This is a genomic window from Marinomonas mediterranea MMB-1 (genome assembly GCF_000192865.1).
GTDB lineage: Bacteria > Pseudomonadota > Gammaproteobacteria > Pseudomonadales > Marinomonadaceae > Marinomonas > Marinomonas mediterranea.
In genome coordinates, this window is record NC_015276.1 from 4,166,639 (window position 1) to 4,180,593 (window position 13,955).

General features: G+C 45.9%; 11 protein-coding genes. 3 read left to right on the forward strand and 8 right to left on the reverse strand.

The window, feature by feature from the left end:
- The first annotated feature begins 342 nt into the window (after positions 1–342).
- Positions 343–1,782 carry a glycoside hydrolase family 32 protein gene (locus tag MARME_RS19005; RefSeq protein WP_013662891.1) on the forward strand — a complete coding sequence of 480 codons (1,440 nt, stop codon included), beginning with the start codon at positions 343–345 and terminating at the stop codon, positions 1,780–1,782.
- Positions 1,783–1,905: 123 nt separating this feature from the next.
- On the opposite strand, the gene MARME_RS19010 is transcribed toward MARME_RS19005, so the two are convergent.
- From MARME_RS19010 to MARME_RS19035, 6 genes are all read right to left on the reverse strand, one after another.
- Positions 1,906–2,619, reverse strand: coding sequence for a glutamine amidotransferase-related protein (locus MARME_RS19010; RefSeq protein ID WP_013662892.1), 714 nt, complete (start codon positions 2,617–2,619; stop codon positions 1,906–1,908).
- 19 nt (positions 2,620–2,638) lie between these two features.
- Positions 2,639–3,466, reverse strand: coding sequence for an ABC transporter permease subunit (locus MARME_RS19015; protein ID WP_013662893.1), 828 nt, complete (start codon positions 3,464–3,466; stop codon positions 2,639–2,641).
- Positions 3,466–4,392, reverse strand: coding sequence for an ABC transporter permease subunit (locus MARME_RS19020; RefSeq protein ID WP_013662894.1), 927 nt, complete (start codon positions 4,390–4,392; stop codon positions 3,466–3,468). Before MARME_RS19020 ends, MARME_RS19015 begins: the two co-directional genes overlap by 1 nt.
- Positions 4,389–5,546, reverse strand: coding sequence for an ABC transporter ATP-binding protein (locus MARME_RS19025; RefSeq protein ID WP_013662895.1), 1,158 nt, complete (start codon positions 5,544–5,546; stop codon positions 4,389–4,391). The genes MARME_RS19020 and MARME_RS19025 overlap by 4 nt, the downstream gene beginning before the upstream one ends.
- A gap of 208 nt (positions 5,547–5,754) precedes the next feature.
- Positions 5,755–6,858: a polyamine ABC transporter substrate-binding protein gene (locus tag MARME_RS19030; protein ID WP_013662896.1), complete on the reverse strand. Its 1,104-nt coding sequence runs from the start codon at positions 6,856–6,858 to the stop codon at positions 5,755–5,757.
- 128 nt (positions 6,859–6,986) lie between these two features.
- Positions 6,987–8,318 carry a glutamine synthetase family protein gene (locus tag MARME_RS19035; RefSeq protein WP_013662897.1) on the reverse strand — a complete coding sequence of 444 codons (1,332 nt, stop codon included), beginning with the start codon at positions 8,316–8,318 and terminating at the stop codon, positions 6,987–6,989.
- Between the two features lie 354 nt (positions 8,319–8,672).
- Here MARME_RS19035 and MARME_RS19040 point away from each other — a divergent pair, with 354 nt between their 5' ends.
- Both MARME_RS19040 and MARME_RS19045 read left to right on the forward strand, forming a co-directional pair.
- Positions 8,673–9,473, forward strand: coding sequence for a response regulator transcription factor (locus MARME_RS19040; RefSeq protein WP_013662898.1), 801 nt, complete (start codon positions 8,673–8,675; stop codon positions 9,471–9,473).
- Positions 9,474–9,685: 212 nt separating this feature from the next.
- A complete protein-coding gene (locus MARME_RS19045; protein ID WP_013662899.1) occupies positions 9,686–10,933 on the forward strand; it encodes a hypothetical protein in 1,248 nt (415 codons plus the stop codon).
- Between the two features lie 158 nt (positions 10,934–11,091).
- On the opposite strand, the gene MARME_RS19050 is transcribed toward MARME_RS19045, so the two are convergent.
- On the reverse strand, positions 11,092–12,375 hold the full coding sequence (locus tag MARME_RS19050) for an NAD(P)/FAD-dependent oxidoreductase (RefSeq protein WP_013662900.1): 1,284 nt from the start codon (positions 12,373–12,375) through the stop codon (positions 11,092–11,094).
- Between the two features lie 75 nt (positions 12,376–12,450).
- A complete protein-coding gene (locus MARME_RS19055) occupies positions 12,451–13,950 on the reverse strand; it encodes an aldehyde dehydrogenase (protein WP_013662901.1) in 1,500 nt (499 codons plus the stop codon).
- Between the last annotated feature and the right edge of the window lie 5 nt (positions 13,951–13,955).

The window sequence follows — 13,955 nt, forward strand, 5'->3', positions numbered from 1 at the left end:
TGAGCAGGGTTGCTCTGCCTCATCCATGAGCCCCCTTTAGCCAGCCACCGCTCCGTTATAATGCAAACATTGCGATCTCGGCTGACAAAAAGATTACGTAATACCTCCTAAATGACCAATCGAAATAACGATATGCCCTATACGCACAACGTATACAGAGGTGGGATAAAGATATAACTCTATGAATATAAAAAAGTTCTTACGTTTCGATGAGATTAACGCTTGTAAAATTTGAAGGTAAAACACTCTATTTTGATGTAATTTTCGGCTTGATAGATTATCCGCAATATGGATAATTCATCGACTTAATCGATTAAGAAACTAACTAATAAGAAAAGCACCATGCCAGATACACATCAAAATTTTCGCCCAACGATGCACTTTTCGGCGCCTTTTGGCTGGATTAACGACCCAAATGGGTTGGTTTACATGGATGGTGAGTGGCACCTTTTTTACCAGTATTACCCTTTCGGAACCACATGGGGACCCATGCATTGGGGACATGCGGTGAGCCGAGACCTATTGCAGTGGGAACATTTACCGATTGCACTTAAGCCTGACCAAAACGGCCAATGTTTTTCAGGCTCGTCAGTGGTTGATACGTACAATACGTCGGGGTTATTCGAACACCCTAGTCAATCTAACCTAGTCTCTTTGTATACCAACACACTCGGTTTAACGGCGATCCAAGACAATGGCTTACAAGCACAGTCCATAGCAACCAGCACGGATGGTCGATACTTCAAACAGCACATCGATCTGAACCCTGTCGCGCCAAACGAAGGTATCCAGCACTTTAGAGACCCTAAGGTCTTTTGGCATGATCCAACGAATAAATGGGTCATGGTCGTCACTGAAGGGCAAAGCATTGGCCTTTACGGTTCAACCACGCTAACCAAATGGGAAAAGCTATCCACATGGGGTGAAGAGGAAGCGATCCATGATGAATTGCCCTGGGAATGCCCAGATCTCTTCCCAATAACGGATGACCAAGGGGTGGAACGTTGGGTTCTAGTAATCGGCTTACAACGAGCCGCTTACGCAGGCGGCAGCGGTACCCAATATGTCGTAGGGCATTTCGATGGCGAGCGTTTTACGAACCTCAATGCGAAAGAAGACGCTTTGTATCTAGACTATGGTAAAGACTTCTACGCTGCACAAAGTTTTTCAAATGCTCCAAATGGCCGACGAATCGCCATCGCGTGGATGAGTAACTGGCTCTATGCTAACGACGTCCCAACAGACGGTTACCGTGGTTCAATGACACTTCCTAGAGAACTATTTTTGATCACAACCGAACAAGGTTTGCGTCTAAAGCAATCATTTATCATCGATTCATTAACCTCAAGCGCCAACGAAGCCATCCAGCATAACGAACCAAATCAATGGTGTTTTGAACTTAAGCAAGGCTTACTCAAAGCAGAACTTAAAATGAGTAAAGGCACGCAGATTGAAATCAAACCGTTTGGCGACAAGGCCTTGACCTACCGAATTTCACACAGTGAATCTGGTTACCTTGTCGAGACAAAACGGAAAGTCGTTGTCTCTTCGTCTAATGTTTTTGAACAAGCGTTTCCTTATCAATCTCGCTTTATTATACCGTCTCAAAATGCCCTTAATTTGATGTTGGCAAAAGACGCCCACAGTTGTGAGTTGCTTCTCTGTGACGGACTTTACAGCTGCACAGATACGGTATTTACACACGATACTGGGAAGGTGACTTGTTCGATTCTTGAAGGACAAATACTGATGGAGTCTGTTGACGTCTTATCACACACATAAATCAACGCACGCGTAAATCAAAACCGGACGCGAACGCTAACAAAAAGTAGCAGCGCCCTTCCTAAATCAATCAGCTTGATATAAGAAGGGCTCTTTATGTTACGACCCTTTGTGAAAGAAGGGTTACGACGCTCGATGAAGGAAAGACGCGATCCAAACCATGATCTTAGGCGAGTCTATCGCAACGCTTTCAACGCTCTGATAAGCCTCTTTTGTCACATCCTCAGGCAATAACGCATTGCCATGTAGATCCAATAATGCACTTTCATACACTTTCGAAAATTCAGGATGAGCTTGGAACGTTAATATACGATCTTCGTAAATTAACCCTGCATATTCACAGAAATCAGAACGTGCGAAAACACGAGCATTGGCCGGAATCGCGGTCACTTGGTATTGATGAAATGCGCAAATAGACAAGGTTTCCCCTTGCGGAATACCGGGAACAGAATCGTCCGTGACGGCATAGGAATGAATCCCCACGCCCCAACCGCCTTCAAACTTCTCAACGTGACCACCTAATGCGTAAGCAATAATCTGGTGCCCAAAACAAATCCCAGCAAGCGGTTGCTTTAACTGATCGATTTCACGCACTAAATCGGCAAGCTGCAACATCCATGGCAACGCTTCATCGACGTTTGAACGCGAGCCAGTGATAAGCCAACCGTCACACTCCTTGGCGCTTTCAGGAAATTGATCAAGACGCACATCATAAGTGCGAAATTCAAGACTTGGTTCAATTTTACCTAACTGGATAGCAAACATGTCCGCATAAGAGGGATATTCAGACAACAAGCTGTCTGGCGTAATGCCAGCGGCTAAAATACCGATTTTCATTTCGTAACCTGCTCCAACATTAATTTTGAGGCATCTCAACCTTATTTTGACGACGCATAATAATGACAGCAGCCAATACGGCAATCGTCACCGCCACTATCATAAGTGTCGCCAGTGCATTCACCTCAGGCGTGACTCCCAATCTCACTTTGGAGAAAATCACCATCGGCAACGTACTGTTACCCGGACCGGACACGAAGCTGGCGATGACCAGATCGTCAAGCGACAGGGTAAAGGACAATAACCAACCGGACACTATGGCGGGAGAAATCAAGGGTAAGGTAATCAGGAAAAATAAAGACGAAGGTTTCGCCCCTAGATCCATCGCAGCTTCTTCCAACGTCGCATCAAGTGACGCTAAACGAGATTGCACCACCACCGCGACATACGCTAAACAGAAGGTCGTATGAGCAATGATAATGGTCGTCATACCGCGACCTGCTGGCCAACCAAAGAGACTCTCCATCGCGACAAACAACAACAGCAACGAAAGTCCTGTAATCACTTCAGGCATCACCAGCGGCGCAGTAACCCACCCCGCCAATAACGTTTTACCTTTAAACCGTCCCATGCGACTCAGCACAAAGCCCGCCATGGTGCCTAGCACCGCCGCTAAAGTCGCACTGATAAAAGCGATCTTTAAGCTGACCCACGCGGCGTTCATGATTTGCTCGTTTTGAAACAGAGCAACATACCACTTGAACGACCAACCGCCCCACACTGTCACCAACTTAGACGCGTTAAAACTGTAGATAATCAAGGCAATAATAGGCGCGTATAGAAATAGGAAGCCCGCACCTGCGCTCGCCAACAAAAACTTAGATTGACCTTTTGTTGTACTCGACATTACACCGCCTCCTTATTGCCGTTACGCATAAACATAATCGGCCCAACCAAGACAATCAGCATAATAATGGCAACCGCAGACGCCATCGGCCAATCACGATTAAGGAAGAACTCATCCCATAGTACCCGTCCGATCATTAGCGTATCTGAACCACCCAACAAGGCCGGAATCACAAACTCGCCGACTGCAGGAATAAAGACTAAAAGACACCCAGCGATGATACCGGGCTTCGCTAAAGGCAAGGTCACCAAACAAAATGCTTGATACGGTTTAGCACCCAGATCTTGCGCGGCTTCAATCAAATTCAAATCCATCTTTTCCAACGTGGTATAAAGAGGCAAAATCATGAATGGAAGATAGGTATAAACAATCCCCAAATACACAGCAAAGTCGGTTTGTAGCATCTGAATCGGCTGATCGATCAAACCAATCGACATAAAAAGCTCATTCACCAAGCCATTCTTCTTTAATAGCCCCATCCACGCGTAAACACGCAGCAAGAATGACGTCCAAAACGGCAAAATGACCAAGGCAAGCAGTATGCTGCGCATTGTCGAGGAGCTTTTCGCGATAACGTAAGCAATCGGAAAGCCAACAAAAAGCGTGATGATCGTCGAAATCACCGCAATTTTGACCGAGCTGAGGTAAGCGTCTAAATAAAAGCGCTCCTCAAACAGAAATAGATAATTACCCAACGTTATTTTTAACGTGGCATACGCATCTGTCGCGTCCCATTCAAAGATCGGAGAATACGGTGGAACGGCGATGACCGCTTCAGAAAGCGAGATTTTGAATACCACCAAAAACGGAACAAAAAAGAAGGCCGCGAGCCAAAGCATCGGCACCAAGATCACAAAGAGGCGACCTAAATTGATCTTCAGCAGTAAGCTCACTAGCGTGCTGTTCTTCAGCGTCGAATTCATCATGAAGTCAGTACCACACTACTGTCTGGGTCCCACGTCAAAATAACATGATCGTCCCACGTTAAACGATCTTCCGCCGAACGAGAGACATTAGGCTGTGTCACACGAACGTCTTTTCCGCTTAACAACTTGACCTTATAGATCGACTGGCTACCCATATAAGCAACATCGATGATCTGCCCTTTTGTACAATTCACCTTGCTATCAAGCAAGTCAGGAGACTGCTTGGCAATACGAAGTTTTTCCGGACGAATAGCCACGCTTACGTTTTGATTTGGCGCACAGCTGATGCCATGATCAACTTTAATCGAGCCACCCATGTCATCCGATTGAATTGTGACGCTGTCTCTTTCGTCGTCCGCGACGACACCATTAAACAAGTTTACATTGCCAATGAACTCCGCCACGAAGCTGTTGCTCGGGTATTCGTAAACCTCATGAGGCTCAGCCGTTTGAACGATCACGCCATTGTTCATCACGCCGATGCGAGTTGCGAGGGTCATTGCCTCTTCTTGATCGTGCGTCACGACCACAAACGTGATGCCCAGCTCCTCTTGGATACGCATAAGCTCAAATTGCGTCTCTTCCCTTAGTTTCTTATCCAACGCGCCCAACGGCTCGTCTAAAAGAAGCAATTTTGGCTGTTTAACCAGCGAGCGAGCCAATGCAACACGCTGACGTTGACCACCCGATAACATGTGCGGCTTACGTCGTGCTAAGTGGCCAAGTTGGACCATGTCTAATATATCCGCGACGCGCTTTTTCACTTGCGCGGCGGGAACGCCTTCTCGCTTAAGGCCAAACGCAACATTGGCTTCAACGGACATATGAGGAAATAAGGCGTAGGACTGGAACATCATATTAACGGGACGCTCCCACGGAGGGATGTGCGACATATCAACGCCATCAATTAAGATCCGGCCAGACGTTGGCGTTTCAAAACCCGCTAACATTCTCAATAATGTACTTTTGCCTGAACCGGAACCGCCCAGCAGACAAAACAATTCATTTTTATAGATATCCAGTGAAACAGAGTCGACCGCTGTAAAGTCGCCAAACCGTTTTGTAACCTTTTCGATTTTGACATAGGGCGTCGCATCAGGCGTGCGCCAAGGTGTTTCACTTGATATAGACTCAGGTACCGAGGACAAAGACATAGCTCACCAGTGCAATATAGGTTCAAAAAGAGATCTCTAAAAAGTCACCTTGCATCACGTAGATACGCACTAGGACGACGGGCTTCTTATAGAGAGTCCCATTATGTGAATTTAACTCATCTATTCGATTCTATAGGCATTAGAAGAAAATAGGGAGCGCTAATATTCTAGCGCCCCTATGCCTAATCATATAACGATCTATATCGTTTTAACGACCTGTTTTAACAGATTGCCATGCTCGGGTTAAAGAGCGGTCGAATCGAGACGTATGAGCGATTTGAACAAATAGCTTTTCTTGCACTGCTTTGGTTGGGTAAATACCTTTGTTGGTTTTCACTTCTTCGTCTAACAATGGTACCGCTGCGGTGTTAGGAACCGCGTAATACACATAATTGGATATGGCCGCCGCCGTTTCACCTTTAAGAATGAAATCCATCAGCTTGTATGCCGCTTCTGGGTGCGGAGCGTCTTTAGGCATTGCCATCACATCATACCAAGCAACCGTGCCTTCTTTTGGAATCACGTAGTTGATTTCAACGCCCTGTCCAGCTTCCTCTGCACGAGATTGAGACTGAAGAATGTCACCGTTGTAACCAAGAGCGACACAAATATCACCATTGGCTAAATCTGCAATGTATTTACTAGAGTGGAAATATTTATAAAAAGAGCGAGCCGAAGAAAGCAATTTTGCCGACTGTTTAAGCTCTGAACGGTCTTCGGAGTTCGGGTTAACGCCACGGTAGTTATTCACCACAGCCATCACCTCAGCAGGAGAGTCTAAGATGCCGATACCACAATCCGCTAGTTTCGCCGCAATTTCAGGGTTAAAAAGCACATCTAACGAATCAATGTCTTTTGTTCCTAAACGCTCTTCAATCATTTTAACGTTGTAGCCAATGCCAATCGTGCCACCAGCATAAGGAATATTGTGTTCGTTGCCTGGATCATGCAATTCAATTTGCTTCGCAGTAATGGGGTCGATATTGCCTGCATTGCTTAGCTTTGACTTATCGATTGGTTGATAAATTCCAGCTTTAATTTGGCGCTCAACAAATGAATTTGAAGGAAATACGAGGTCGTAGCCAGTGCTACCCGCCATCAACTTCGCTTCTAATACTTCATTGCTGTCATACACATCGTAATTTACTTTAATGCCAGTCTCAGCTTCAAACTTCTCCATTGCGCCTGGCGCCATGTAGTCTGACCAGTTATAAACATTGACGACATCTTGAGCATGAGCAACCCCAAAAAGAGCACTACTACCGATGACCATAGTTTTTAATGCGATGTTACCTAACGTTTTCTTTTGCATTGAATTTCTCCAGTGTAAGGAGGCATCTGGTGAGTAAAAATCATTAAGCTTACCGTCTGCTTTCCTCGTTCGTTTCTTTTGTGATAATGAATAATTATTATTAGTTTTTCGCGCGGTGAGTATGAAACCTATAAGTAGGCTTCATACTCGACGTTCGATATTTGGCTAAATATCTTACTTTGCTCCTGCTCTTTTGCCGCTGCGAATACGCGAACAAAAGATTCACCTAGATAGTCCTTTACGAAACTGCTGTCTTTGAATGATTCCGAAGCCAACTCCCAACGATTTGGCAGGGTTTCATGCTGATCGGCTAAGGCATAAGCGTCGCCTTCAATAGGGCTTGGTGGCGAAAGCTTTTGCTCAATGCCATATAACGCCGCTCCTAATACCGCAGCCAATACAAGATAAGGGTTGGCATCCGCACCGGAAACACGGTGCTCAATACGACGCGCAACACATGGGCTTTCAGGAATACGAACCGATACCGTGCGGTTCTCATATCCCCAGCTCGCAAAGGTTGGCGCGTGGGTACCCAATTGGAAGCGACGATACGAATTCAAATGCGGGGCAAAAATCAACATGCTATCGGACATGCGATTCAACAATCCAGCTACCGCGCGGCGAAGCAATTCAGTGCCTTTGTCAGTCCCGTCATCAAAAACGTTATTGCCGTCATTGTCGATCAAACTAAAGTGAACGTGGAAACCATTGCCGCTTTTTTGCGGGTAAGGTTTCGCCATAAACGTCGCGCCGAAGCCATGTTTACGCGCAACGCCTTTAACCAAACGCTTAAACAGGTTTGCGTGATCCGCCGCTTGAACCGCATTGGATGTATGATTCATATTAATTTCGAACTGACCTGGCCCGAGTTCTGAAATGATCGTATCCGCAGGAATCCCTTGTTCGTCACACGCATTTCGCACGTCGGTAAAGAACCTCGTTAGTCCGTCCATTTCTTCGATAGAGTAGCAATCCGTTTGAGTCAGCGTACTGCGACTTCCTTCCGTCATGGTCGGCTCAGCAGGGCGTTTCTTCGACTCAGAGTCTCCATCCAACAAATAGAACTCAAGTTCAGTCGCGACAACTGGGGTATAACCAAGCGCTTTAAAACGTTCCACTATGTTATTCAAAATCTGACGTGGATCGCACATAAAAGGCGTACCGTCTGGGTTGTACATCATGGCGAGTATTTGATCTCTCGGCTCAGATGCCCAAGGAACAGTGATAGGATCTGCATGTACAGGAAGGCAGATACCATCGCTGTCACCTGTTTCAAATACCAAACCATTTTCAACAACATCGTCTCCCCAGTGATCAAAGCCAATCACAGATTGAGGTAATTTCACGCCTTGCGTCATGACGCCTTTCAGGCCAGATGCTGGAATGCGCTTACCACGTAAATTGCCGTTTAAGTCCGTGATAAACAGATCAAACTCATTCCCTTCTTGTGTAATAGACATAGTCATTCTCTGAAGTTTGTCGTTATAAAACATGTATTGAACGTCTAGCGTTTCAAAAAACCGTCATTTCTCATTGACGGGTTCGCTAAAGCTGACTTTCACTTGATATATATCACCTTACCCGTTACAAACAGGAAGAGTAACTATCCCCGAGTGGGTATATGTACTTTACGCCTAATTCCATTACTATTTTTATTAGGCGCTTTTTAAGCAAGGCGCAACATTGGACGTTTTGCGAGGAACACGACGAACCGTTATTGATATCAGGGACAGTTGACCTGCTTAATAGGGTCATCAGGTACGTAAATTGAATAACAATAACCTGCTAACGCACTCAGCGTAGGAACACTCGAAATGCACAAGACACAAGTGGACACATCAAGCCTAATCAAAGACCTTGCGGTATTGACCACCCATTTGCGTGTTCACAGCTTCCCCGTTGTTATGGAAAGCTTTCTAAGCAATTTATGTTACTTCGACACCATTTTAATGGTCTCTTATAAAAAATCCCTTAGACCGGTTCTTATCCACCCTCTAGATCCCGCTGAGCACAGCCCTTCATTAAAACTGTATCTCAACAAAGCGTATATTATTGACCCTCTTTTTAACTCGATTCAAAACGGAATCAACTCTGGTATCTGTCGATTAGTCGACATCGCACCGGATTCATTTGAAGAAACCGAGTATTTTCAAACCTGCTATAAAAAATTCGATTTAGTCGATGAAATTAATCTGATTGTTTCCGTCGACCAATCGACCACATTGGCGATTACACTCGGCCGAAAGAAAGTCGTCGGCTCCATACGCAGAACAGAATTAAATAATTTAAAAACCGCATTTCCAATGATTGAAGCGCTCATCGGTCAGTTCTGGTTAGCTCAAGCACGAGACTATTTGGACCAAGCGCCGAAAAAAGGCGCCTTAAAACACGCGTTAAAAACCTTCGCTCGTGGCGTATTAACTGCTCGTGAGCAAGAAATATTAGGCCTCATCCTACGCGGTCATTCTTCTAAAGCGATTGCTGACTTGCTGAGCATCAGCGCCGGTACTGTGAAAGTACACCGAAAAAACATACATGCCAGACTCAACACGTCGACACAATCAGAAATCTTCACCTTATTTTTGAATCATCTAGACGACGTGGATAACACTTAACCCATTTCGAGCAACTCATAACCGCAACATGTTTGTCATTGTCCGTTTGTAAACTGATGCCGCAAGTCATGAATTCGTTTTCTGTTTCCCTCTAAAGAAAACACGAATCACAATCGAGCGGTTAAGGTGGTTGCGGTCTCGAAAACCAAACAGTCGCCTCTCATCTACGCCCTGTTCATGCCTTCATTCCTAATTAAAACAACGGAGTTATTATGAACAACGTATTACCTAGTATTACCGTTTTATCCGCTATGCTCTCTTCGTTCGCTTTTGCTATGGAGCCAGTAGACAGTGAAACATCGCTGAATATGGCCATCAAACAAGCAAACCGTGATTCAAGCGTCGCGAGCATTGTTTTAAAAAAGGACGCGGTTATTTCGCTCACTTCACCAATTATCTATACCGGAAAGCAAGCGCTTTCTATTGAAGGAAACGGTGCGGTACTAAACGGCGAAAAGTCAGGGACGTACGACGAGTTTTACGACAAAGAAGAAAAAGTAACAACCGTTCGAACAAATGATGGCACGCTCGTTTTCAAAACCGCTGCAGACATCACTATCAGTGACCTATCAGTGGTCGATAGCCATACTCGAGGCATTGTCGTCACCGTACCAGAAAACGCCAAAGGCAAAGACCTTCACATGACGCTCAACAACGTCAATGTAAAAGGATCGTCTCTGTATGGCTTGCACCTTGATGACAACCTAAGCGAATTAGACGACGGCGATTTGGGGTCTGCGATTGGCATCAAGCTCGACATCCGCAATTCTAACTTTATCAATAACGGTACTGGCGCAATTGACTTTGACGGCATTCGCGTTGACGAGCGTGCACAAGGCAGCATTACCGCGACCATCGTCAACACCAACATTATTGGTAACGGCGGCGACGGAATTGAATTAGACGAAGCTGGCGCGGGCGATGTCAACGCGACAATGAACAATGTGGCTATTAATAACAACGGCGCATACAACGAAAAAGACCTAGACGACGGATTCGATATCGATGAAGGCGACGACGGTGATTTAATTGTGACGCTGAATAACTTACAGATTAACCACAATCGTGACGAAGGTTTGGATTTTGATGAAGCTGGCAACGGCAATATTCAAGCAACCATCAACAACGTCTTCGCTTCCTACATTGATGACGAAGCCATCAAATTAGACGAAGAAGACGCAGGCGATATTAATGCAACGCTATCAAACGTCAGTATCGATCACAGCCAAGATGACGGCATTCAATTTACCGAGCTTGGCAAAGGTCAAATCGATGCAGCACTAAACAATGTTAGTGTGACAAATAGCAAAAAGTACGGGGCAAAAATCGAACAGTGGTTGGTTGAAGAGGAAGCAACATCTGAAGAAGCACAAGGTACGGTAAGCCTAAGCAACGTCATGTTAAAAGGCAATGGTAAAGGGGATAACACCAGCAGCCACGGCGTTACAATCAACAAGTAACCTTGTTAGTAAATACAAGCAGGGATGACATAGTAGCCCCTTAGAAAGAGTAGGGGGCTACTTCTATCAACTTTCTTTCAACTTCCTACCAAGAGACGTTCAAAACACGTCGGCGAGAAGTCCCTTTCTCCCCTTCGCGCTTCACGAGGAACCTCGGTTTAAATACCCAATTTGTCACGCATAATATAGTAAGACGCGCCAATGGCTGTGTAAGGCACTCTCAACATACGCCCACCCGGGAACGGATACTGAGGCATACTAGCAAAGACATCGTAACGTTCTCGATCACCTTCGATTGCATCCGCCAAAATCACGCCCATTAGGTGGGAGTTCGTGACACCGTGACCGGAATAACCTTGAGCGTAAAACAGGTTATCGCCAATACAACCAACTTGCGGCATCCTCAACAGCGTCAGCAAAAAGTTACCCGTCCACTCAAAATCGATCTTCACCCCTTTCAGGTATGGGAAGGTCTTCAGCATTTTAGGGACGATCAGCTGTTCAATTTTTCCCGGTTCACGTGCACCATACGAGGTGCCGCCGCCGTATATAAGACGCCCATCACCGGATAAGCGGAAGTAGTCCAACAGATAATTACAATCCTCGACACAGTACCCCGTTGGAAGCAGTTGCTTTTGAAGCTCTTCGGACAAAACTTCAGTCGCAACCATTTGGGTACCACAAGGCATGGCTTTCTTCTCGACTTCTGGAATCAAACCTAATAAGTAAGCGTTACCTGCAACCACAACAGTATCCGCAACCACAACACCATGCTCCGTCACCACTTTCGCAGGTTTGCCTTGTTCGATACGAATGGCCTTTGAATCTTCAAAGATAATGCCGCCAAGGGATTCCAGTGCTTGCGCCTGACCAAGAACCAAATTCAAAGGCTGAATATGCCCCCCTTTACGGTCTAGCAAGCCACCAGCATAGCGATCTGATCCAATGTGATCTTGAATGGAAGAGGCAGACAGCAGCTCCAATTCATTGTGACCATGCGCTTCCCAAAGCGCTTTCTTTGATTTTAGATCCTCAAATTGCTTTTTATTGCAGGCTGCAAAAACGTTGCCGTGCTTTAGATCACAATCGATGTTGTACTTTTCAATTCGTTCTCGAATCAACTCTGAGCCAGCAAATGCCATTTTGCCCATTTTTTGGCCGATATCTTCGCCATAGGTACGAGTGATGTAATCGATGTCACGGTTAAAACTGTTTACAATTTGTCCTCCGTTACGACCTGATGCGCCGAACCCAATACGAGTTCCTTCTAGCACAACAACCCGCTTACCACGCTCAGCCAGACTGAGTGCGGTTGAAATTCCTGTAAATCCAGCACCTACAACACAAACGTCGCATCGATGCTCACCTTCTAGTTTAGGTCTAACCTTTTTGTCGTTAGCGGACGCCGCGTAATACGAATCAATATGTGAAGGTACTGACATGAATAAACTCCTAATAAAGCTGCCTAAATGACGCTCGAACCGCAGCTCGAGCGATGGCTTGGCAAAACAAAAAACTTATAAGCGAATGCAGGTGTATTTCACTTCGGTGTATTTTTCTAGCGCATGCCAAGACTTGTCTCGACCATTACCAGACGCTTTTACACCACCAAAAGGCACCGTTGTATCGCCGTCACCCCAAGTATTCACCCACACCATGCCCGACTCCAATAAGCGACTGACGCGGTGCGCTCGTGATAGATCGGCTGTCCAGATCGCTGCACCCAAACCATACTGAGAGTCGTTCGCCAGTGCGATCGCCTCTTCTTCTGTTTCGAACGTTTGAACCGCCAACACAGGGCCAAATATTTCTTCTTGAACAAAAGTCATACCATTGTTCGCCTGATCGAAAATCGTTGGCTTCGCAAAGAAACCATTGCCTTCCTGATAGTCTGGCTCACCGCCCAATAATAGGTTTGCGCCTTCTTCTTTCGCACTTTGGATATAGCGCGTTACGGTTTCAAGCTGCGCTTTATCCACCATTGGTCCCATTTTCGTGTCAGGGTTCAATGGGTCGCCAGGCTGATACGTTTTCGCCGCGCGTAACAAGGCCGTCATAAACTCATCTTTGATACTGTCATGAACGTACAAGCGCGAGCAGGCAATGCACACTTCACCTTGATTGGTAAAGATCGCAGACGCGGCACCTTCTGCCGCTGCCTCGATATCTTTGCAGTCAGAGAAGACGATACAAGGTGATTTGCCGCCAGCTTCCAGCCATACACGTTTCATATTGGATTGCCCTGCATATTGCATTAACAAGCCAGCAACACGGCTAGAGCCTGTAAACGCAAGCGTCGTCACATCCATATGCAATGCGAGGGCTTTACCTGCGGTGTGTCCAAAGCCTGGGAGAACATTAAACACACCGTCAGGCAAGCCAGCCTGTGTCGCCAGTTGCGCAATGCGAAGCGCACTCAAAGGCGATTTTTCAGAAGGTTTCAGTACAACGCAATTACCCGCCGCGAGCGCTGAGGAAATTTTCCACATCACCATCATCAAAGGGTAATTCCAAGGCGTAATCGTCGCGACCACACCCAAAGGCTCACGTGTAATCAACGCAAGGTTTTTTGGATCGGTAGGCGCAATTTCACCATACAATTTATCAATACATTCTGCCGACCAACGCAAAGCGTCAATGGAGTCAGGCACATCAATATTGACCATTTCATTAATCGACTTTCCCATATCCAGCGTATCGATTAAGGCTAATTCGTCTTCATGCGCTTCTAATAAGTCCGCCCATTTTTGAAGGATTCGTTTTCGCTTGCCTGGCGCCATTGTCGACCAAACACCACTTTTAAACGCATTCTTAGCGGCTTCTACCGCGACGTTTACATCGTCTTCATCACAGCTTGCGACTTTGGCTAACAACGACTCATCGGTTGGATTAATACAATCAAATGTTTCGCCATTCACGGCAGGGACATACGCACCATTAATATAGGCCATATGAGGCAATCGATCTTGGCTGACTAGTTCGTCACGAAGAGACAGCCATTCTTGATAAGTTTTCATAAATT

Coding starts and splice junctions, on each gene's coding strand:
- MARME_RS19005 (WP_013662891.1), top strand. CDS start 343: ATGCCAGATACACATCAAAATTTTCGCCCAACGATGCACTTTTCGGCG.
- MARME_RS19010 (WP_013662892.1), bottom strand. CDS start 2,619: ATGAAAATCGGTATTTTAGCCGCTGGCATTACGCCAGACAGCTTGTTG.
- MARME_RS19050 (WP_013662900.1), bottom strand. CDS start 12,375: ATGTCAGTACCTTCACATATTGATTCGTATTACGCGGCGTCCGCTAAC.
- MARME_RS19025 (WP_013662895.1), bottom strand. CDS start 5,546: ATGTCTTTGTCCTCGGTACCTGAGTCTATATCAAGTGAAACACCTTGG.
- MARME_RS19045 (WP_013662899.1), top strand. CDS start 9,686: ATGAACAACGTATTACCTAGTATTACCGTTTTATCCGCTATGCTCTCT.
- MARME_RS19015 (WP_013662893.1), bottom strand. CDS start 3,466: ATGTCGAGTACAACAAAAGGTCAATCTAAGTTTTTGTTGGCGAGCGCA.
- MARME_RS19020 (WP_013662894.1), bottom strand. CDS start 4,392: ATGATGAATTCGACGCTGAAGAACAGCACGCTAGTGAGCTTACTGCTG.
- MARME_RS19040 (WP_013662898.1), top strand. CDS start 8,673: ATGCACAAGACACAAGTGGACACATCAAGCCTAATCAAAGACCTTGCG.
- MARME_RS19055 (WP_013662901.1), bottom strand. CDS start 13,950: ATGAAAACTTATCAAGAATGGCTGTCTCTTCGTGACGAACTAGTCAGC.
- MARME_RS19030 (WP_013662896.1), bottom strand. CDS start 6,858: ATGCAAAAGAAAACGTTAGGTAACATCGCATTAAAAACTATGGTCATC.
- MARME_RS19035 (WP_013662897.1), bottom strand. CDS start 8,318: ATGTCTATTACACAAGAAGGGAATGAGTTTGATCTGTTTATCACGGAC.